This is a genomic window from Streptomyces puniciscabiei (genome assembly GCF_006715785.1).
Taxonomy (GTDB): domain Bacteria; phylum Actinomycetota; class Actinomycetes; order Streptomycetales; family Streptomycetaceae; genus Streptomyces; species Streptomyces puniciscabiei.
Genome location: NZ_VFNX01000001.1, coordinates 3,185,379 through 3,205,737 on the forward strand (window position 1 = coordinate 3,185,379; position 20,359 = coordinate 3,205,737).

The window sequence follows — 20,359 nt, forward strand, 5'->3', positions numbered from 1 at the left end:
GAGGGGGGACCCCCCGTTGGTTGCCGAAAATCAGTGAGTCATAATGGCTTGTGAATGTGAACGCGTTCACAAGCGCGTCCCGATTGCCCTGTCTGTGCGCGATAAGCGGGGCAAACCGCCGCTGTACCACGCCGTAGTAAGGAGAGTGACGACGTGGACCTGGCTCTGGCGCCGGAGACACTGGCGCGCTGGCAGTTCGGCATCACCACCGTCTACCACTTCCTGTTCGTCCCCCTGACCATCTCCCTGGCCGCTCTCACGGCCGGGCTGCAGACGGCCTGGGTGCGCACGGAGAAGGAGAAGTACCTCAGGGCCACCAAGTTCTGGGGCAAGCTCTTCCTGATCAACATCGCCATGGGCGTGGTCACGGGCATCGTCCAGGAGTTCCAGTTCGGCATGAACTGGTCCGACTACTCGCGCTTCGTCGGTGACATCTTCGGTGCGCCGCTCGCCTTCGAGGCGCTGATCGCGTTCTTCTTCGAGTCCACGTTCATCGGCCTGTGGATCTTCGGCTGGGACAAGCTGCCCAAGAGGATCCACCTGGCCTGCATCTGGATGGTCTCGATCGGCACGATCCTGTCGGCCTACTTCATCCTCGCGGCCAACTCCTGGATGCAGCACCCGGTCGGCTACAAGATCGACAAGGCCAAGGGCCGGGCCGAGCTGACCGACTTCTGGGCCGTGCTGACCCAGAACACCGCCCTCAGCCAGGCCTTCCACACCCTGTCCGCGGCCTTCCTGACCGGCGGCGCCTTCATGGTGGGCATCGCCGCCTACCACCTGGCCCGCAAGAAGCACATACGCGAGATGAAGACCTCGCTGCGGCTCGGCCTGGTTACCGTCGTCATCGCCGGTCTGCTCACCGCGGTCAGCGGCGACACCCTCGGCAAGGTCATGTTCAAGCAGCAGCCGATGAAGATGGCGGCGGCCGAGGCGCTGTGGGACGGCCAGAAGCCGGCACCATTCTCGATCTTCGCCTACGGCGATGTGGAGAAGGGCCACAACACGGTGGCCATCGAGGTCCCCGGGCTGCTGTCCTTCCTCGCCGACGACTCCTTCACCTCGTACGTCCCCGGCATCAACGACATCAACAAGGCCGAGCAGCAGAAGTTCGGCCCGGGCGACTACCGGCCCAACATCCCGGTCGCCTTCTGGGGCTTCCGCTGGATGATCGGCTTCGGCATGGCCTCCTTCGCCATCGGCCTGGCCGGGCTGTGGCTGACCCGCAAGAAGTTCATGCTGCCGCAGCATCTGCGGGTCGGCGAGGACGAGGTGCCGCATCTGGTGCTCTTCAAGAACAAGGCGCTCAGCCCCAAGCTCACGCCCTGGTGCTGGCGCATCGCGACCTGGACCCTGGCCTTCCCGCTGATCGCCAACTCCTGGGGCTGGATCTTCACCGAGATGGGCCGCCAGCCGTGGGTCGTCTACGGCGTCCTGCAGACCCGGCACGCGGTCTCCCCCGGTGTCTCGCAGGCCGAGGTCCTCACCTCGATGGTCGTCTTTACTTCGCTGTACGCGATCCTCGCCGTGGTCGAGGTCAAGCTGCTCGCGAAGTACGTCAAGGCCGGCCCGCCCGAGCTGACCGAGGCCGACCTCAACCCGCCCATGAAGATCGGCGGCGACACCCGTGACGCCGACAAGCCGATGGCCTTCTCGTACTAGGCCGGGGGAACAGTCATGCAACTTCACGACGTCTGGTTCGTCCTGATCGCCGTCCTGTGGACCGGCTACTTCTTCCTGGAGGGCTTCGACTTCGGGGTCGGCATCCTCACCAAGCTGCTGGCCCGCAACCGGCCCGAGCGGCGAGTGCTGATCAACACCATCGGGCCCGTCTGGGACGGAAACGAGGTGTGGCTGCTCACGGCCGGCGGCGCGACCTTCGCCGCGTTCCCCGAGTGGTATGCCACCCTCTTCTCCGGCTTCTACCTGCCGCTGCTGGTCATCCTGGTCTGCCTGATCGTCCGGGGTGTCGCCTTCGAGTACCGGGCCAAGCGAACAGAGGACAACTGGCAGCGCAACTGGGAGACGGCCATCTTCTGGACCTCGCTGATCCCGGCGTTCCTGTGGGGCGTGGCCTTCGGGAACATCGTGCGGGGCGTGAAGATCGACCAGCACTTCGAGTACGTCGGCAGTGTCGGGGACCTGCTCAACCCCTACGCCCTGCTCGGCGGCCTGGTCACGCTCACGCTGTTCACCTTCCACGGAGCGGTCTTCACCGCGCTCAAGACCGTGGGGGACATCCGGGTGCGGGCACGGAAGCTGGCTCTGTGGGTCGGCCTCGGCACGGCAGTCGTGACGCTCGGCTTCCTGCTGTGGACGCAGGCCGACAGCGGTGACGGCAAGAGCCTGGTGGCGCTCGTCGTGTCGGTCGCCGCCCTGGTGGCCGCGCTGGTGGCCAACCAGTTCGGACGTGAGGGCTGGGCCTTCACGCTGTCCGGCGTCACCATCGTGGCCGCGGTGGCGATGCTCTTCCTGTCGCTCTTCCCGGACGTGATGCCGTCCACGCTCAACCGGGACTGGAGCCTGACGGTCACCAACGCCTCGTCGAGTCCCTACACCCTGAAGATCATGACCTGGTTGGCGGCCATCGCCACGCCCATGGTGGTGCTCTATCAGGGCTGGACCTACTGGGTCTTCCGCAAGCGGATCGGCACGCAGCACATCGCTCCCGATGCTGCGGCCGGCGCCGCGCACTGAGTCCGTCGAGGGTGTGTTTCACGTGAAACACACCCTCTGGGCCGAAGGGCACGTTTCACGTGAAACCAATCGATCCACGTCTGCTGCGGTACGCCCGCGCCACGCGCTTCTTCCTCGTGGCGGTCGTCGGGCTGGGAGCCGTCGGTGCGGGGCTGGTCATCGCTCAGGCGATGCTCATCGCCGGGGTCGTCGTCGGTGCGTTCCAGCACGGGCGGTCCGTCGCTGAGCTGCGCACTCCCCTGCTGCTCTTGGTCGCCGTAGCCGGGGGCCGGTCGGTTGTCGCGTGGCTCACCGAACTCGCCGCCCATCGGGCGAGTGCGGCGGTGAAGTCCGAATTGCGGGGGCGTCTTCTCGACCGGGCGGTGGCGCTCGGTCCCGGGTGGCTGGCGGGGCAGCGCACCGGTTCACTGGTCACGCTGGCCACGCGCGGGGTCGACGCCCTGGACGACTATTTCTCGCGCTATCTGCCGCAGCTGGGGCTCGCCGTGGTGGTTCCGGTGGCGGTGCTGGCGCGGATCGTCACCGAGGACTGGGTTTCGGCGGCGATCATCGTCGGCACCCTGCCTCTCATTCCGCTGTTCATGATGTTGATCGGCTGGGCCACCCAGTCCCGGATGGACCGTCAGTGGCGGCTCCTGTCCCGGTTGTCGGGGCACTTCCTGGACGTGGTCGCCGGACTGCCCACGCTGAAGGTGTTCGGCCGGGCCAAGGCACAGGCGGATTCCATCCGGCGGATCACCGGCGAGTACCGGCAGGCCACCCTGCGGACCCTGCGGATCGCCTTCCTCTCCTCCTTCGCGCTGGAGTTGCTCGCCACGCTGTCGGTCGCCCTGGTCGCGGTGACGATCGGCATGCGGCTGGTGCACGGGGACATGGATCTGTACATCGGCCTGGTGATCCTTGTGCTGGCGCCCGAGGCGTACCTTCCGTTGCGGCAGGTCGGTGCGCAGTACCACGCGGCGGCGGAGGGGCTGGCCGCGGCGGAGGAGATTTTCAGCGTGCTGCAGACGCCGGTTCCGGCGTCCGGTACCGGTGAAGTGCCTTCCGGTGCGGTGGCGTTCGAGGGGGTCACCGTTCGCTACCCCGGTCGTTCGGCGGACGCCGTGACGGAGGTGTCGTTCAGCGTCGAGCCCGGTGAGACGGTCGCGCTGGTGGGGCCCAGCGGGGTGGGCAAGTCGACGTTGCTCAATGTGCTGCTCGGGTTCGTCTCGCCCAGCGAGGGGCGGGTCCGGGTCGGGGGAGCGGATCTCGCGGAACTCGATCTGGAGGAGTGGCGGTCGCGGATCGCGTGGGTGCCGCAGCGGCCGCATCTGTATGCCGGGACCATCGCGGAGAACGTACGGCTGGCGCGGCCCGAGGCGGACGACCGTGCCGTACGGCAGGCGCTGCGGGATGCCGGTGCGCTGGAGTTCGTGGATGCGTTGCCCGACGGGGCGGAGACCGTGCTCGGGGAGGACGGGGCCGGGCTGTCGGCGGGGCAGCGGCAGCGGCTGGCCCTTGCTCGCGCGTTTCTCGCCGACCGGCCCGTGCTGTTGTTGGACGAGCCGACGGCCTCGCTGGACGGGGGGACGGAGGCGGAGGTCGTGGCGGCGGTGCGGAGGTTGGCTGCCGGGCGGACGGTGCTGCTCGTGGTGCATCGGCCGGCGTTGCTGGGGGTTGCCGGTCGGGTCGTGCGGCTGGAGAGCGCGGAGGCGTCCGGCGCGGGGTTGTCCGGCGCCGAGTTGCTGAGTGCCCGGAGTTGCAGCCGGCCTGCCAGGGGGCTCCGCCCCCTGGACCCCCGTCCTCGCCCACCCGCCACCCGACTCGGTGGGCTGGAAGGTGACCCGACGGTGTCACGGCTCGGTGGGCTGGAGGGTGGCCCGACGGTGTCACGGCTCGGTGGGCTGGAGGGTGGCCCGTTGGTGTCACGGCTCGGTGGGCTGGGGGGTGACCCGGCCGCGTCCGGGGCCGACGGGGTGGAGGGTCGTCCGTCGGTGTCCGGGCTCGGTGGGCTGGAGGGTGGCCCGGCCGCGTCCGGGGGCGGTCGGTTGGAAGGGGGCTCGTCGGTGTCTGGGCTCGGGTCGATGGAAAGCGGCTCGAGTGGGGTGGGCTCGGCGCGGGGGCGGCGGGTGCTTGCACGGGTGCGGGCGCTTGCCGGGCCGCGGCGCGGGCGGCTTGTGTGGGCGTTGGTGCTGGGCAGCCTCGCGCTCGGGAGTGCCGTCGGGCTGATGGCGACCTCGGGATGGCTCATCTCGCGGGCATCGCAGCAGCCTCCGGTGCTGTATCTGATGGTGGCCGTGACGGCCACGCGGGCCTTCGGGATCGGGCGGGCGGTGTTCCGGTACGCCGAGCGGTTGGTGTCGCACGACGCCGTGCTGCGGATGCTGGCCGACACCCGGGTCGCCGTGTACCGGCGGCTGGAGCGGCTGGCGCCGGCGGGACTGCGGAGCGCCCGGCGCGGCGATCTGCTGACCCGGCTGGTCGCGGACGTGGACGAGCTCCAGGACTACTGGCTGCGCTGGCTGTTGCCCGCGTCGGTCGCCGTCGCCGTCTCCGCCGCCTCCGTCGGCTTCACGGTCTGGCTGCTCCCCGAGGCCGGCGCCGCCCTGGCGGGGGGTCTCGTGGCGGCCGGCGCCGGCGTCCCCCTCGTCACCGCGGCCGTGGCCCGGCGGACCGAGCGGCGGCTGGCCCCGGCCCGGGGTGCCCTCGCCACCCGCGTCACCGACCTGCTCTCCGGCACCGCCGAGCTGACCGTCGCCGGTGCGCTCCCCGCCCGTACGGACGCTGCCCGGCGAGCTGACGGCGCCCTGACCCGGATCGCCTCGCGTGCCGCCGCCGTGACCGCGCTCGGTGACGGGCTCACCGCGCTGATCTCCGGCCTGACGGTCACGGCGGCCGCGCTGTTCGGCGCCCAGGCGGTGGCCGCGGGCCGGCTCGACGGCGTGACGATGGCCGTGGTCGTCCTCACTCCCCTGGCCGCCTTCGAGGCCGTACAGGGGCTGCCGCTCGCCGTACGCCACCGGCAGCGGGTGCGGCACAGCGCGGAGCGCGTCCACGAGGTGCTGGACGCTCCGGAGCCCGTCCGGGAGCCCGAGCGGCCCCGGCAGGCGCCCGCCTCGCCGTTCCCGGTGGTGGTCAAGGGGGTGGGCGCGCGGTACGAAGGGCAGCGGCGGGACGCGCTGGCGGACTTCGATCTCACCCTGGAAGAGGGGCGGCGGATCGCGGTGGTCGGGGCATCCGGTGCCGGTAAGACGACCCTCGCCCAGGTGCTGCTGCGCTTCCTCGACCCGCGGGAGGGCTCGTACACGCTCGCCGGTGTGGACGCGTACGCGCTGGCCGGTGACGACGTACGGCGGCTCGTCGGGTTGTGTGCGCAGGACGCGCATCTCTTCGACAGCTCGGTGCGCGAGAACCTCCTGCTGGCCAGGAAGGGCGCCACCGAGGCCGAGCTGCGCCGGGTGCTGGACCGGGCCCGGCTGCTGGACTGGGTGGACGGGCTGCCCCACGGTCTGGACACGCTGGTCGGCGAGCACGGGGCCCGGCTGTCCGGCGGTCAGCGGCAGCGCCTGGCGCTGGCCCGCGCCCTGCTGGCCGACTTCCCCGTCCTGGTCCTCGACGAGCCCGCCGAACATCTGGACCTGCCGACGGCCGACGCGCTGACCGCCGATCTGCTGGCGGCCACTCAGGGCCGTACGACGCTGCTGATCACGCACCGGCTGGCGGGGCTGGAGGCGGTGGACGAGGTGATCGTGCTCGACGCCGGCCGGGTGGTGCAGCGGGGAAGCCACGCGGAGCTTCTCGCGGTGGACGGGCCGCTGCGGGCGCTCGCACGGCGGGAGGCCGAGGTGGATTCGCCGGCCGGAGCGCGGTGACCGTCACTCCGGTCACCGGCTTCTGCCGGCCCAGGGAGTGTGTCAGAAGCAGTCGGCGAGCAGCTGCTCGATCACCACTGCGACGCCGTCCTCGTTGTTGGCGACCGTACGGCCCGACGCTGCGGCGATGACGTCCGGGTGGGCGTTGCCCATCGCGTACGACTGGCCGGCCCAGGTCAGCATCTCGACGTCGTTGGGCATGTCGCCGAACGCGACGACCTCCTCGTGCGAGATACCGCGCTCGGCGCAGCACAGGGCGAGCGTGCTGGCCTTGGAGACGTCCGGGCCGCTCAGTTCCAGCAGGGCGCTGGGGCTGGAGCGGGTGACGTTGGCGCGGTCGCCGATCGCGAGCCGGGCCAGGGTGAGGAAGGCGTCCGGGTCGAGATCCGGGTGGTAGGCCAGGATCTTGAGCACGGGCTGGTCGGCGTCGGGGCCGTCGGGGGCGAGGAGGTGCTCGGCGGGCAGGAGGTTGTCCGGTATCTCCATGTGCAGCTTGGGATAGTCCGGCTCCTGGTGGAAGCCGTACGTCTGCTCCACCGCGAACACCGTGCCGGGCGCCGCCGCGCGCAGCAGACGTACGGCGTCCAGGGCGTTCTTGCGCGCCAGTTCGCGCACCTTCACGAAGCGGTGGGCGCCGGGGCCGCCGTGCAGGTCGACCACGGCGGCGCCGTTGCCGCAGATCGCCAGGCCGTGGCCGTGGACGTGGTCGGCGACGACGCCCATCCAGCGGGCCGGACGGCCGGTGACGAAGAAGACCTCGATACCTGCCTCTTCGGCGGCGGCCAGCGCGGCCACGGTGCGCGGGGACACCGACTTGTCGTCGCGCAGCAGGGTGCCGTCGAGGTCGGTGGCGATCAGCCGCGGCCGTAGGGCGGCGGACGGGGTCCCGGGCTGTCTGGTCGCTGAGGTCACCCGGTCATTCTCGCGCATATGCCCGCACGGTCGTGCGGAACTCCGCACAGATGAGACACAGATGACGCCCGGCCGCGCCGCCGCACCGGTCGGTCCGGCGGGGCGGTCGTCGCATCGGTCAGTCCAGCTGGGCGGTGGCCTCCATGGCGATCTGCTCGAAGACCTTCTCGTCCGCGGCGAAGTCGGAGTTCGGGATGGGCCAGTGGATCACGATCTCGGTGAAGCCCAGTTCCCGGTGGCGGCCGGCGAAGTCCACGAAGGCGTCCAGGGACCGCAGCGGCCGGGCGCGGTCCGGGGTGAAGCCCGTGAGCAGGATCCTGTCCAGGCCGGCCATGTCCCGCCCGGCGTCCGCGCAGGCCTCGGACAGCTTGGCGATCTGCCCGCGCAGGGCCTCGACGGACTGCTCCGGGGTGCCGTTCTCGTACAGCTTCGGGTCGCCGGTGGTCACCCACGCCTGGCCGTGCCGCGCGGCGAGCTTGAGACCGCGCGGTCCGGTGGCCGCCACCGCGAACGGCAGCCGCGGCCGCTGCACGCAACCCGGGATGTTCCGGGCCTCGTGCGCCGAGTAGAAGCGGCCCTCGTGGGTCACCGCGTCCTCGGTGAGGAGCCGGTCCAGCAGTGGCACGAACTCGGCGAACCGGTCGGCGCGCTCGCGCGGGCTCCACGGCTCCTGGCCCAGCGCGGTGGCGTCGAAGCCGGTGCCGCCGGCGCCGATGCCGAGGGTGATCCGGCCGCCGGAGATGTCGTCGAGGGAGATCAGCTCCTTGGCGAGGGTCACCGGGTGCCGGAAGTTCGGCGAGGTGACCAGTGTGCCGAGGCGCAGCCGCCCGGTGGCGGCAGCGGCGGCCGTCAGGGTCGGGACCGCGCCGAACCACGGGCCGTCACGGAAGCTGCGCCAGGACAGGTGGTCGTAGGTGTACGCGGTGTGGAAGCCGAGCTGTTCGGCCCGCACCCAGGCCGAACGGCCGCCCTCGTTCCAGCGGCGGTACGGCAGGATCACGGTGCTCAGACGCAGACTCATGCGTCCGAGAGTAAGCGGCCCCACCGACAACCGGCCAAAACGTCACCGTACGCGGCCGCTCAGCCACGGACTGGGCAGGACCAGGTGGACCTGCTCCTTGTGCGTGCGCTGATCACGACGGGAGCGCGCGTTCAGTGCGGTCCCGGAAAGCGCAGGTAGCGCGGGGGTACGGCCCTCGTCAGCCAGACACCGTTGGCGCTGACGTGGAAGACGTGGCCGTCGCGGTGCATGGCTCCGGCGTCGACGGTGAGCACCACGGGGCGGCCGCGCCGGGCACCGACCCGGGTGGCGGTCTCGCGGTCGGCGGAGAGGTGGACGTCGTGCCGGCTCATGGGCCTGAGGCCGTCCGCCCGGATCGCGTCCAGACTGCGGGCGACGGTTCCGTGGTAGAGGTACGGCGGCGGGGTCGCCGGGGGCAGGCCGAGGTCGACCTCGATGCTGTGGCCCTGGCTGGCGCGGATTCGGCTGCCGTCGATCGCGAAGCGCTGTTTGTCGTTGGCCGCCACCACGTGGTCCAGTTCCTCGCGCGTGAACCGGAAGCCGTGGGCGGCGGCCGCGGCGATCAGCGTGTCGATCTCCACCCAGCCGCCCGGATCCGGGGTGAGCCCGATGCGCTCCGGTTGGTGGCGCAGGTGTTTCGAGAGGTACTTCGACACCTTCACGGTACGTCTTTCGTCCATGTCTCCAGCGTGCGGGAGCGACGCGGATCACGCAGGTTTTTTTGGCGCGTAGGTTTGATCCACAACCAACTCGGTTTATCCACAGGCAAATTGACTGACCTGTGGACAATCACCTTGTGGAGTACGGTGATTCGCGAAATCCCTTATGACATAGGCTGTGTGAGGCACGACGGCCCAAGGGGCGTGCAGCGGCCTCGCGTTCGGCGGAGGGAGCCCCGGCATCCAGCCGTCCGCGCAGACGCCGGGTCGGCAAGCTCCGTACATAACATGCGAGTTCGGCGGGCCCTCACAACTTCGGTTCCACACGCGCCAGTCGACGCAGCAATCCAGGCAACGCCCGTGACAGCACATGCGCGCCCCGTGCTTCCGGTGTCACCGGCACCACCGCCCTGTTGCGGGCCACGGCCTCCAGGATGGCCTCGGCGACCTTCTCCGGCGGGTAGTTGCGCAGGCCGTACAGGCGGGCCGAGTTCTTCTGGCGGCGGCGCTCCTCCGCCTCGTCCACACCGGCGAAGCGGGCCGTGGAGGTGATGTTCGTGTTGACGATGCCGGGGCAGATCGCGCTCACCCCGATGCCCTGCCCGGCGAGTTCGGCGCGCAGGCACTCCGAGAGCATCAGCACCGCGGCCTTGGAGGTGCTGTAGGCGGGCAGGGCCCGGGAGGGCTGAAAGGCGGCCGCGGAAGCGGTGTTGACGATGTGACCGCCCTGGCCGCGCTCGGCCATCCGCGCGCCGAAGAGCCGGCAACCGTGGATCACACCCCAGAGATTGACGTCCAGCACCTTGCGCCAGTCCTCGGTCGTGGTGGCGAAGAAGGAGCCCGACAGGCCGATGCCCGCGTTGTTGACCAGCACGTCCAGCACGCCGTACTCGCGGTGCACCTTCTCCGCGAGCTTCTCCATCGCCTGCTCGTCGGAGACGTCTGCCGTCTCCGCCCAGGCCTCGGACGCGCCGATCAGACGGGACAGTTCGGCGGTGCGGGCGGCGGCCTCGGCGTCCCGGTCGACGGCCACCACACGCGCGCCGGCCTCCGCGAACGCGAACGCCGTGGCCCGGCCGATACCGCTGCCCGCCCCGGTGATCAGGACCAACTGGCCGCCGAACCGGTCGGCATGGCGGCCGGTGGCCTTCGGCTCGGGTCGGCCGCCGTCCACGGACATGACGAAGTCCTCTATCCATGAAGCGAGTTGGTCGGGTCGGGTACGCGGGACCCAGTGTTTGGCGGGGAGTGTCCGGCGGGTCAGCTGGGGCACCCACCGCTCCAGGTCGTCGTACAGGCGCTCCGAGAGGAACGCGTCCGCCTGGGGCGTGATGAGCTGCACGGGCGCGTGCGCGTACGCGTCCGGGCGCGGCCTGAGCAGCCGGGCGCGGACGTTGTCCCGGTACAGCCAGGCGCCGTGCGCCGCGTCGGAGGGCAGCGAGGAGGTCGGATAGTCGCCGCCGGGGACCTTCTCCACCCGCTCGAGGATCTTCGGCCAGCGCTTGCCGAGCGGGCCGCGCCAGGCCAGCTCGGGCAGGGCCGGAGTGTGCAGCAGGTACACGTACCAGGACTTGGCGCCCTGGCCGAGGAGCTGGCCCACCCGGCGGGGCGTCGGACGCTGCACGCGCGCGTTGATCCAGTGCCCGAAGTGGTCGAGGGACGGACCGGAGATGGAGGTGAAGGAGGCGATGCGGCCCTCGGTGCGGCCGACCGTGACGAACTCCCAGGACTGCACCGAGCCCCAGTCGTGCCCGACCAGGTGGACCGGGCGGTCCGGGCTCACCGCGTCGATGACGGCCAGGAAGTCGTCGGTGAGCTTGGCGAGGGTGAAGCCGCCGCGCAGGGGCTTGGGCGCCGTCGAGCGGCCGTGGCCCCGGACGTCGTACAGGACCACGTGGAAGCGGTCGGCCAGGCGGACGGCGACCTGGGACCAGACCTCCTTGCTGTCCGGGTAGCCGTGCACCAGCACCACCGTGGGCCGCTGCGGATCGCCCAGCTCGGCCACGCACAGCTCGACCCCGCCGGTCGCCACCCGGCGCTCCCGCGCACCCTTCAGCGCCATGTCCGCCGTCACCTCTCCCGTGCCGTCCGCCGTCACTTCTCCTCCGCCCAGCGCCGCACGTGCGGCAGATCGTCGTCCAGCCAGAACGCGCTCTGCTCGGGGTCCTTCGAGTCGGTGACCACGAGGATCTCCTCGAACTTCGCGCCCGTACCCCGGAAACCGAGGTGCGGTTCGACCGCCCACAGGCCCGGTTGCGGCGGATGGTCGGAGAAGCGGTACGGCGACCACAGCGGCGACCAGCCCTCGCGGTGGCCGTGCAGCGCGTCGGCGGCCAGACCCTTCAGGGACTGCGTGCCGAACCCGAACAGGTGGGGGGAGAAGCGGCGTTGCTTGACGCGGTCCACCTTGTGGGCGATCACGCCGAAGGGGTACGCGCGGTGCCGGTTGGCATAGCCCTGGCGGACCATGAGCCGGTCCACGTCCTCGTAGATCTCGCGCAGCGGGCGCCGTTCGCGCACCTCGCGCAGGATCAGCTCGCGGTGTGCCTCCAGGTCGGCCATCAGCCGGTCCTGCACCGGATTGACCCCGAGCGAGCCCGCGTAGCCGATGTCCGCCGTGTATCCCTCGAAGACCGGCGCCATGTCGAGGATGAACGGCATGCCGGGCGCCAGGGCGCGGTCGGTGGGGAAGAACTGCAGGGGGATGCGGAAGTTCACGAACGCCGTGCGGTCGCCGAACCAGGCGAAGGGCAGGTGGAACCAGTCCCGCACCCCGCGCTCGCGCAGCCACTCCCGCTGCATCCGCGCCGCCTCGCGCTCGGTCACGCCCGGCTCCAGCCGCGCCGCGACCGCCTCCGCGCACTCGTAGGCGAGGCGCTGCACCCGCCTGAACCCCCGCAACTCCACGGAGAGTTCGCTGCTCACTGCCGTCGTCATGCCGCCCCGTCCTGTCGCGGTGTCGACTCGTCCCGTCGCTGCGCCGACTCGTCCACGGACCGCCTACTCGTCCGTAACTTGACACTGGTGAATGTGGCAGTTGTTAGAGGCGGCGTCAATAGGAGGGTGGCAGGCTGTGGAAAACCCGGGGTAACCCTGAGGCAGGGCATCCCCTAGGGCCCCGTAATACTTGGGTCTGACGCCAAGACGGCTCTGAGGTCTGACGACCGGCGTGGCCCGCGTCACTACCGTCGTATGCGTGACTGTGATCGCGACCGAAAGCCTGAGCAAGCGGTTCCCCCGGGTGACCGCGCTCGACCGGCTGTCCGTGGACATCGGGCCCGGTGTGACCGGACTCGTCGGGGCCAACGGCGCCGGCAAGTCCACCCTGATCAAGATCCTGCTGGGTCTGTCCCCCGCCACGGAGGGCCGCGCCGAGGTGCTCGGCCTCGACGTCGCCACCAAGGGCGGCGCCATCCGCGAGCGCGTCGGCTACATGCCGGAGCACGACTGCCTGCCGCCCGACGTCTCGGCCACCGAGTTCGTCGTCCACATGGCACGCATGTCCGGCCTGCCGCCCACCGCCGCGCGTGAGCGCACCGCGGACACCCTGCGCCACGTCGGGCTGTACGAGGAGCGCTACCGCCCCATCGGCGGTTACTCGACCGGCATGAAGCAGCGCGTGAAGCTCGCCCAGGCGCTGGTGCACGACCCGAAGCTGGTCTTCCTGGACGAACCGACCAACGGCCTGGACCCGGTCGGCCGGGACGAGATGCTCGGCCTGATCCGCCGCATCCACACCGAGTTCGGCATCTCGGTCCTGGTCACCTCCCACCTCCTCGGCGAACTGGAGCGCACCTGCGACCACGTCGTCGTCATCGACGGCGGCAAGCTCCTGCGCTCCAGCTCCACCACCGACTTCACCCAGACCACGACCACCCTCGCGATCGAGGTCACCGACAGCGACACCCACCCCGACGGCACCCGCGCGGTCCGCGAGGCGCTGCACGCACGCGGGGTGGAGATCGAGAGCGAGGGCGCCGGACTGCCCGGCGCCGGACACATCCTGCTGCTGACCGCCCAGGGCGACGAGACGTACGACCTGGTCCGGGACGTCGTCGCCGACCTCGGCCTCGGCCTGGTGCGCATGGAGCAGCGCCGGCACCACATCTCCGAGGTGTTCACCAGCAGCGCCGAGCACAGCGGCGACGAGCAGCGGAAGGAGGCCGTCGGCCATGGCGGTTGAGCACCCCGTGCAGCCCCTGACCTCGCCCACGGGCGACCAGACCCGCATCCACGACATCGGCTACCGCGGCTACGACGGCCCGCGCCTCGGCCGCGCCTACGCCCGCCGCTCGCTGTACGCACAGTCCCTGCGCGGCGCCTACGGCCTCGGCCGCTCGGCCAAGACCAAGGTGCTGCCGATGCTGCTGTTCGCGGTGATGTGCGTGCCCGCGGCCATCATGGTGGCCGTCGCGGTCTTCACCAAGGCGCACGAACTGCCGGTGGCCTACACCCGCTACGCGATCATGCTGCAGGCCGTGATCAGCCTGTACGTCGCCTCGCAGGCACCCCAGGCCGTCTCCCGCGACCTGCGCTTCAAGACCGTACCGCTGTACTTCTCGCGGCCCATCGAGACCGCCGACTACGTACGTGCCAAGTTCGCCGCGCTCGCCTCGGCGATCTTCATCCTGACCGCCGCTCCCCTGCTCGTGATGTACGTGGGCTCCCTGCTGGCCAAGCTGGGCTTCGCCCACCAGACGAAGGAATTCGCCGAGGGACTGGTCTCCGTGGCCCTGCTCTCCCTGCTCTTCGCCGGCATCGGCCTGGTCATCGCCGCCGTCACCCCGCGCCGCGGCTTCGGCATCGCCGCCGTGATCGCCGTGCTGATCATCTCCTACGGCGCGGTCAGCACGCTCCAGGCCATCGCCAATGTGCAGAACCACTCCGAGGCCATCCCGTGGATCGGCCTGTTCTCGCCCATCACGCTCATCGACGGCGTCCAGTCCGCCTTCCTGGGCGCGACCGCCCGCAACCCCGGGGCGGTCGATCCCTCGGCCGGTCAGGGCGTGGTCTACGTCCTGGTCGTGCTCGCTCTGATCGCCGGCAGCTACGGCCTCCTGATGCGCCGCTACAAGAAGGTGGGCCTGTGACCACGCTCTCCATCGACCACGTCTCCCGCTGGTTCGGCAACGTGGTCGCCGTCAACGACATCACCATGACCATCGGCCCCGGCGTCACCGGCCTGCTCGGCCCCAACGGCGCCGGGAAGTCCACCCTGATCAACATGATGGGCGGCTTCCTCGCCCCCTCCACCGGCACGGTCACCCTCGACGGACAGCCGGTGTGGCGCAACGAGCAGATCTACCGGCACATCGGCATCGTCCCCGAGCGCGAGGCGATGTACGACTTCCTCACCGGCCGCGAATTCGTCGTCGCCAACGCCGAGTTGCACGGCCTGGGCGACAAAGCCGCCAGGCGGGCCCTCGCCACGGTCGAGATGGAGTACGCGCAGGACCGGAGGATCTCCACGTACTCCAAGGGCATGCGGCAGCGCGTGAAGATGGCGAGCGCCCTGGTCCACGACCCGTCGCTGCTGCTGCTGGACGAGCCGTTCAACGGCATGGACCCGCGCCAGCGCATGCAACTGATGGATCTGCTGCGGAAGATGGGCGACGAGGGCCGCACGGTGCTGTTCTCCTCGCACATCCTCGAAGAGGTCGAACAGCTCGCCCGGCACATCGAGGTCGTCGTCGCGGGGAGGCACGCGGCCAGCGGCGACTTCCGCAAGATCCGCCGGCTGATGACCGACCGCCCGCACCGCTATCTGGTCCGCTCCAGCGACGACCGCGCCCTCGCGGCCGCGCTGATCGCCGACCCCTCGACGGCCGGCATCGAGGTCGACCTGACCGAGGGCGCGCTGCGCGTCCAGGCCGTCGACTTCGGCCGCTTCACCGCCCTGCTGCCGCGGGTCGCCCGGGACCACGGCATCCGGCTCCTCACGGTCTCGCCGTCCGACGAGTCCCTGGAGTCCGTCTTCTCGTATCTGGTCGCGGCGTAGGAGGCCGAAGATGTACGACCCCACCGTCGCCCGGCTCACCTACCGGGCCCTGCTCGGCCGCCGCCGGGCCCTCATCCTCGGCGCGCTGCCGCTGCTGCTGATCGTGATCTCCGTGGCCGTACGCGGTCTGACCGGAGCCGACGACCAGACGGCCGCCGATGTGCTCAGCGGCTTCGCGATCGCCACCATGGTGCCGATCATCGGCGTCATCGCGGGCACGGGCGCGATCGGACCGGAGATCGACGACGGCTCCGTCGTCTATCTGCTGTCCAAGCCGCTGAAACGGCCCGCGATCATCTTCACCAAGCTGATCGTCGCCATCGCCGTCACCATGGTCTTCTCGGCGGTGCCGACCCTGATCGCGGGCCTGATCCTCAACGGCAACGGCCAGCAGGTCGCCGTCGCCTACACGGTCGCCGCACTGGTCTCCTCCATCGCCTACTCGGCGCTGTTCCTGCTGCTCGGCACGGTCTCCCGGCACGCGGTGGTCTTCGGACTCGTCTACGCCCTGGTCTGGGAGGCGCTGTTCGGCTCGCTGGTGCCCGGCGCGCGCACGCTCAGCGTCCAGCAGTGGTCGCTGGCCGTCGCTCACAAGGTCGCCGGCGGTGACCTGGTGACCTCGGACGTGGGCCTGCCGACGGCCACGGTGCTGCTGGTCGCGGTGACCGTGCTGGCCACCTGGTACGCCGGGCAGAAGCTGCGGACGCTGAAGCTGGCGGGCGAGGAGTAGGCCTGTGGCGCCTTGACGCGGGCTTGACCTCGTCCCCGGCAAACTGGGCGAACCGGATGTACGGCTAGGAGGCCGGTGATGGCGGAGGAGATGCCGCGGAACGACGAGCGCGGGCGGTCCGAGGCCGACGTCTGGGACGGCCTGGTCCTCGACGAGGGCTTCATACAGGGTGCCGAGGCCTCGGAGCCGTCCGCGCGGGCCCGGATGCTCGCCGCCCGCTGGCGGGCCGAGGAACCGGAGCCGCAGCCGTGGCGCTCCGACGAGCCGCCGGCGGGCTGGTTCTTCAGCAGGGCGCGGCGCCGCAGGTGGCGCCGCCGGTAATTCGGTGGCGCCCAACTCGGCGGTGGGGCAGTGTGGTTGTGCCCCTTCCGCCGGGAACGTCCCGGCGCCGTGTTCTGGGAGTGGAGGTGGGCGGTGTCCATGCACGGCAGTACGCCCAGCTCCCGACAGGGCAGCCCGAGGCCGGCTCCGGTGTAGTTACCCCACCGTGGAGCCCAAGGGGGCAGCCCGGGGCGGCCGCTTCGAGCACGCGATGTCGCTCTCGCGTGGGCCGCCCACCCGGAGGATTGGCCGAGTGGTAAGGCACCGGCTTGCTAAGCCGTGGTCGGGGGACAACCCCGCGCACGTTCGATCCGTGCATCCTCCGCGAGACGTTGTCACTGGGACTTGGCCGACCTGTCGGCCGACGGCGCCAGGAGTGGGGCACGACTGCCCGCAGCTGCGGCGACTTCGCAGACAACGGCACGGTAACCCCCTGGGGGCGCGGGGAACTGCGCGACCGGCCAGGCACGGACCGCACCCGGCGACGGGCCGCAAGCCCTACGGCGGACCCAGCTGCTAAGACAGCAACCGCTCCAGCACCACCGCGATCCCGTCCTCCTCGTGGGAGGAGGTAACCTCGTCGGCCACCGCGCGGAGATCCTCATGGGCGTTGGCCATGGCTACGCCCCGGGCCGCCCAGGCGAACATCGGGATGTCGTTGGGCATGTCGCCGAAGGCGATCGTGTCCGTGGCCTTCAGGCCGAGACGGCGGGCGGCGAGAGACAGCCCCGTGGCCTTGGACAGGCCCAGCGGGAGGAGTTCCACGATGCCCTCGCCCGCCATGGCCACGGTGACGAAACCGCCGGCGGCCTGCCGGGCGGCCTCCGCCAGCTCGTCGTCGCCCAGCGTCGGATGCTGTATGTAGATCTTGCCCAGCGGAGCAGCCCAGAGGTCGGACGCGTCCGTGAACGGGGTCGCCGGCAGCGTGCCCGTGACCGCGTAACCGGGTCCCACCAGTACCTCGCCGTCGAGCCCGTCCCGGCTGGCCGCCAGGTACAGCGGACCCACCTCGGCCTCGATCTTGGCCAGGGCCACGCCCGCCAGCTGCCGGTCCAGGGTGACCGAGGTCAGCAGGCGGTGCGCCCCGGCGTCGTAGACCTGCGCGCCCTGGCCGCAGACGGCGAGGCCCTTGTAGCCGAGGTCGTCCAGGATGGGCCGGGTCCACGGGGCCGCGCGGCCGGTGACGACGATGTGGGCCGCGCCCGCCGCGGTGGCCGCGGCGAGCGCGTCACGGGTGCGCTGCGAGACCGACCCGTCGGAGCGCAGGAGCGTTCCATCGAGGTCGGTCGCGATCAGCCGGTAGGGAAAGCCGGTCACTTGGCGACCGGCTCCAGGACCTCCCGGCCGCCCAGGTACGGGCGCAGCACCTCGGGGACCCGGACCGAGCCGTCGGCCTGCTGGTGGTTCTCCAGGATCGCCACGATCGTGCGCGGGACGGCGCACAGCGTGCCGTTGAGCGTGGCGAGCGGCTTGACCTGCTTGCCGTCGCGGACCCGGATGGACAGCCGGCGGGACTGGAACTCGGTGCAGTCCGAGGTGGAGGTCAGCTCGCGGTACTTGCCCTGGGTCGGGATCCAGGCCTCGCAGTCGAACTTGCGGGAGGCCGAGGCGCCGAGGTCACCGGAGGCGACGTCGATGACGCGGAACGGCAGCTCCAGCGAGGTCAGCCACTGCTTCTCCCACTCCAGCAGCCGCTGGTGCTCGGCCTGGGAGTCCTCGGGCGCGACGTACGAGAACATCTCGACCTTGTCGAACTGGTGCACGCGGAAGATGCCCCGCGTGTCCTTGCCGTGCGAGCCGGCCTCGCGGCGGAAGCAGGGCGAGAAGCCCGCGTACCGCAGCGGCAGCCTGTCCGCGTCGATGATCTCGTCCATGTGGTAGGCCGCCAGCGGGACCTCGGAAGTGCCGACCAGGTACAGGTCGTCCTTGTCGAGGTGGTAGACGTCCTGGGCGGCCTGGCCGAGGAAGCCGGTGCCGGCCATGGACTGCGGGCGGACCAGCGCCGGGGTGAGCATCGGGGTGAAGCCGGCCGCGGTGGCCTGGGCGATGGCCGCGTTCACCAGGGCCAGCTCCAGCAGGGCGCCGACACCGGTGAGGAAGTAGAAGCGGGAGCCGGAGACCTTGGCGCCGCGCTCGACGTCGATGGCGCCGAGCAGCTGGCCGAGCTCCAGGTGGTCCCTGGGCTCGAAGCCCTCGGCGCCGAAGTCGCGGATCGTGCCGTGCGTCTCCAGCGTGGCGAAGTCCTCCTCGCCGCCGACGGGCACGTCGGGGTGGACGAGGTTGCCGAGCTGGAGCAGCAGCTCCTGAGTCTCGGCGTCGGCCGCGTCGCGCTCGGCGTCGGCGGCCTTGACGTCGGCGGCGAGCTGGCTCGCCCGCTTCAGCAGCTCGGCCTTCTCGTCGCCGGTGGCCTTGGGGATGAGCTTGCCGAGCTGCTTCTGCTCGGCGCGCAACTCGTCGAAGCGGACGCCGGAGGACCTGCGCCGCTCGTCGGCAGACAGGAGGGAGTCGACGAGCGCGACGTCCTCTCCACGGGCGCGCTGGGACGCGCGCACACGGTCGGGGTCCTCACGGAGCAGGCGAAGGTCAATCACGAGGCCAAGGCTACCGGTGCGGGCTTGCCGCTCACGAATCACTATTACGCCGAGTTCGTATTCGCCATACTTTGTCGCTTACGTTCCGTTATGAGCGAATTGCACAACGTGTCGGAACTTATCGGTACCCGTCAAGGAAAAGTGTCTCACTCCCTGGGACGGGGCAGCGCTCCGGCGCCGGGTTGACCGGATTCCCTTGTGGAGAACGGGACTTCGCAAGCGTGCTGTCCACAGGGATCCACACCCCCGGGAGAGTTATCCACAGGCTGTGTGGAAGGTCTGTGGATTTCGGAATTGATCACTCCGGATCCTTGTGGCGGACCGAAGAATTCCCAGGGCAAACCCGGTTCACACCCACTTTTGAGTGGAAAGCGGTCGCTCCAAAAGATGAATCAATGGAAACGAGTGGACGAAGGGTGAGCTGCGGGGCAGTGGCCGCATCGGGGGCGTCGGGGGCGATTTGTCGACCGACTCACGCACCCTTGTCGACTTGTCCCCAGGTCGAGAAGCGGACCTGTGGATAACTTCTGTGGATAACGAAGATATGCAGGTAGTACTGGCTGGAAGCAGTCTACGGTCGGCTCAGAACCGGCCGTCCTGGCAGCGCGCCACCCAGTCCGCCGCCGCCATGAACTCCTCGTCCGAGGTCCCCGCCCGGGTCGCCGGAGCCTCCGCCGGCCCGATGTCCGCACGCGGGTAGGAGCCGAGGAAACGCACCTGCAGGCAGATCCGCTTCAGGCCCATCAGCGCCTCCGCCATCCGCCGGTCGGAGATATGGCCCTCGGCGTCGATGCAGAAGCAGTAGTTGCCGATGCCGGCGCCGGTCGGCCGGGACTGCAGCAGCATGAGGTTGATCCCTCGGGAGGCGAACTCCCCCAGCAGGTCGCGCAGCGCGCCGGGGTGGTCGTCGCGCTGCCACAGCACGACCGAGGTCTTGTCGGCGCCGGTCGGTGCGGCGGGCCGGGCCGGACGGCCGACCAGCACGAACCGGGTCTGCGCGGTCTCCGGGAAGTCGTGGATCCCGGTCTCCAGGGCATCGAGACCGTACCGAGAGGCGGCGAACTCGCCCGCGAAGGCGGCGTCGTACCGGCCCTCCTGGACCAGCCGGGCCGCGTCCGCGTTGGAGGCGGCCGACTCCCAGGCGGCGTCGGGAAGGTTCTTGCGCAGCCAGTTGCGCACCTGCGACTGGGCCGCCGGGTGGGCGGAGACGGTCTTGATGTCCGACAGCTTGGTGCCGGGCCGGACCAGCAGCGCGAAGGTGATCGACAGCAGCACCTCGCGGTAGATCATCAGCGGCTCGCCGGCGACCAGTTCGTCCAGGGTGGTGGTGATGCCGCCCTCGACCGAGTTCTCGATCGGCACGAACGCCGCCTCGGCCTCCCCGGCCCGCACCGCGTCCAGCGCGGACTGCACCGACACATACGGGACGAGTTCCCGGGTGGCCGCTTCCGGGAGCGTCCGCAGGGCCACCTCGGTGAAGGTGCCCTCCGGGCCGAGATACGCATAGCTCGCTGGCATGTCCTCACCCTAATGGCCGCAGCGGAAAGCGGCTTCCGTGTCTCAGGAACACCACTCGACC

At 70.5% G+C, this 20,359-nt stretch carries 16 protein-coding genes and 1 tRNA gene; 9 read left to right on the forward strand and 8 right to left on the reverse strand.

Translation table 11 applies throughout. The features are described from left to right. Positions 1–153: 153 nt before the first annotated feature. The 3 genes from FB563_RS14545 to cydD are packed head-to-tail and all read left to right on the forward strand — an operon-like array spanning position 154 to position 6,548. The gene (locus FB563_RS14545; RefSeq protein WP_142218697.1) at positions 154–1,662 is read left to right on the forward strand and encodes a cytochrome ubiquinol oxidase subunit I; all 1,509 of its coding nucleotides are present in this window, start codon (positions 154–156) and stop codon (positions 1,660–1,662) included. A gap of 15 nt (positions 1,663–1,677) precedes the next feature. Further along, entirely contained in the window at positions 1,678–2,697 is a 1,020-nt protein-coding gene (cydB, locus tag FB563_RS14550; RefSeq protein ID WP_142218698.1) for a cytochrome d ubiquinol oxidase subunit II, read from the forward strand. A 59-nt stretch (positions 2,698–2,756) separates the two neighbouring features. After that, positions 2,757–6,548 (forward strand): thiol reductant ABC exporter subunit CydD, encoded by a 3,792-nt coding sequence (cydD, locus tag FB563_RS14555; RefSeq protein WP_142218699.1) that lies wholly within the window; start codon positions 2,757–2,759, stop codon positions 6,546–6,548. Positions 6,549–6,590: 42 nt separating this feature from the next. Here the strand turns inward: cydD and FB563_RS14560 are convergent, their stop codons facing one another. From FB563_RS14560 to FB563_RS14580, 5 genes are all read right to left on the reverse strand, one after another. Further along, complete coding sequence (locus FB563_RS14560; RefSeq protein ID WP_199832899.1) at positions 6,591–7,478, reverse strand: Cof-type HAD-IIB family hydrolase; 888 nt, start codon at positions 7,476–7,478, stop codon at positions 6,591–6,593. 100 nt (positions 7,479–7,578) lie between these two features. Then, positions 7,579–8,481, reverse strand: a complete 903-nt coding sequence (locus FB563_RS14565) for an LLM class flavin-dependent oxidoreductase (protein WP_055707769.1) — start codon at positions 8,479–8,481, stop codon at positions 7,579–7,581. Between the two features lie 131 nt (positions 8,482–8,612). Further along, complete coding sequence (locus FB563_RS14570) at positions 8,613–9,161, reverse strand: RNA 2'-phosphotransferase (RefSeq protein ID WP_055707768.1); 549 nt, start codon at positions 9,159–9,161, stop codon at positions 8,613–8,615. A gap of 286 nt (positions 9,162–9,447) precedes the next feature. After that, positions 9,448–11,202, reverse strand: coding sequence for an SDR family oxidoreductase (locus FB563_RS14575; RefSeq protein WP_107100695.1), 1,755 nt, complete (start codon positions 11,200–11,202; stop codon positions 9,448–9,450). Positions 11,203–11,234: 32 nt separating this feature from the next. Further along, the gene (locus tag FB563_RS14580; protein ID WP_055707767.1) at positions 11,235–12,077 is read right to left on the reverse strand and encodes a M24 family metallopeptidase; all 843 of its coding nucleotides are present in this window, start codon (positions 12,075–12,077) and stop codon (positions 11,235–11,237) included. 265 nt (positions 12,078–12,342) lie between these two features. Between FB563_RS14580 and FB563_RS14585 the strand changes: the two genes are divergently transcribed. The 6 genes from FB563_RS14585 to FB563_RS14610 all read left to right on the forward strand — a co-directional run bounded on the left by FB563_RS14585 (position 12,343) and on the right by FB563_RS14610 (position 16,514). Next, complete coding sequence (locus tag FB563_RS14585; protein WP_055707770.1) at positions 12,343–13,323, forward strand: ABC transporter ATP-binding protein; 981 nt, start codon at positions 12,343–12,345, stop codon at positions 13,321–13,323. After that, a complete protein-coding gene (locus FB563_RS14590; protein ID WP_055707766.1) occupies positions 13,313–14,230 on the forward strand; it encodes an ABC transporter permease in 918 nt (305 codons plus the stop codon). Before FB563_RS14585 ends, FB563_RS14590 begins: the two co-directional genes overlap by 11 nt. Then, entirely contained in the window at positions 14,227–15,138 is a 912-nt protein-coding gene (locus tag FB563_RS14595) for an ABC transporter ATP-binding protein (protein WP_055707765.1), read from the forward strand. The genes FB563_RS14590 and FB563_RS14595 overlap by 4 nt, the downstream gene beginning before the upstream one ends. A 10-nt stretch (positions 15,139–15,148) precedes the next feature. Next, complete coding sequence (locus FB563_RS14600) at positions 15,149–15,868, forward strand: ABC transporter permease (RefSeq protein WP_055707764.1); 720 nt, start codon at positions 15,149–15,151, stop codon at positions 15,866–15,868. Positions 15,869–15,946: 78 nt separating this feature from the next. Further along, positions 15,947–16,189, forward strand: coding sequence for an SGM_3592 family protein (locus FB563_RS14605; RefSeq protein WP_055707763.1), 243 nt, complete (start codon positions 15,947–15,949; stop codon positions 16,187–16,189). 239 nt (positions 16,190–16,428) lie between these two features. Continuing rightward, positions 16,429–16,514: transfer RNA gene (locus FB563_RS14610), tRNA-Ser, on the forward strand. Positions 16,515–16,705: 191 nt separating this feature from the next. Here FB563_RS14610 and FB563_RS14615 read toward each other — a convergent pair. The 3 genes from FB563_RS14615 to pheA all read right to left on the reverse strand — a co-directional run bounded on the left by FB563_RS14615 (position 16,706) and on the right by pheA (position 20,298). Next, positions 16,706–17,506 carry an HAD family hydrolase gene (locus FB563_RS14615; RefSeq protein WP_055707762.1) on the reverse strand — a complete coding sequence of 267 codons (801 nt, stop codon included), beginning with the start codon at positions 17,504–17,506 and terminating at the stop codon, positions 16,706–16,708. Next, the gene (gene serS / locus FB563_RS14620; RefSeq protein WP_055707761.1) at positions 17,503–18,780 is read right to left on the reverse strand and encodes a serine--tRNA ligase; all 1,278 of its coding nucleotides are present in this window, start codon (positions 18,778–18,780) and stop codon (positions 17,503–17,505) included. Before serS ends, FB563_RS14615 begins: the two co-directional genes overlap by 4 nt. Before the next feature lie 582 nt (positions 18,781–19,362). Continuing rightward, positions 19,363–20,298, reverse strand: coding sequence for a prephenate dehydratase (pheA, locus tag FB563_RS14625; RefSeq protein ID WP_055707760.1), 936 nt, complete (start codon positions 20,296–20,298; stop codon positions 19,363–19,365). Positions 20,299–20,359: the final 61 nt, after the last annotated feature.

Bases quoted from the DNA above. Each gene is read 5' to 3' on its own strand.
- cydB (WP_142218698.1), top strand. From the start codon at position 1,678: ATGCAACTTCACGACGTCTGGTTCGTCCTGATCGCCGTCCTGTGGACC.
- FB563_RS14560 (WP_199832899.1), bottom strand. From the start codon at position 7,478: ATGCGCGAGAATGACCGGGTGACCTCAGCGACCAGACAGCCCGGGACC.
- FB563_RS14565 (WP_055707769.1), bottom strand. From the start codon at position 8,481: ATGAGTCTGCGTCTGAGCACCGTGATCCTGCCGTACCGCCGCTGGAAC.
- FB563_RS14570 (WP_055707768.1), bottom strand. From the start codon at position 9,161: ATGGACGAAAGACGTACCGTGAAGGTGTCGAAGTACCTCTCGAAACAC.
- FB563_RS14575 (WP_107100695.1), bottom strand. From the start codon at position 11,202: ATGGCGCTGAAGGGTGCGCGGGAGCGCCGGGTGGCGACCGGCGGGGTC.
- FB563_RS14580 (WP_055707767.1), bottom strand. From the start codon at position 12,077: ATGACGACGGCAGTGAGCAGCGAACTCTCCGTGGAGTTGCGGGGGTTC.
- FB563_RS14590 (WP_055707766.1), top strand. From the start codon at position 13,313: ATGGCGGTTGAGCACCCCGTGCAGCCCCTGACCTCGCCCACGGGCGAC.
- FB563_RS14600 (WP_055707764.1), top strand. From the start codon at position 15,149: ATGTACGACCCCACCGTCGCCCGGCTCACCTACCGGGCCCTGCTCGGC.
- FB563_RS14605 (WP_055707763.1), top strand. From the start codon at position 15,947: ATGGCGGAGGAGATGCCGCGGAACGACGAGCGCGGGCGGTCCGAGGCC.
- pheA (WP_055707760.1), bottom strand. From the start codon at position 20,298: ATGCCAGCGAGCTATGCGTATCTCGGCCCGGAGGGCACCTTCACCGAG.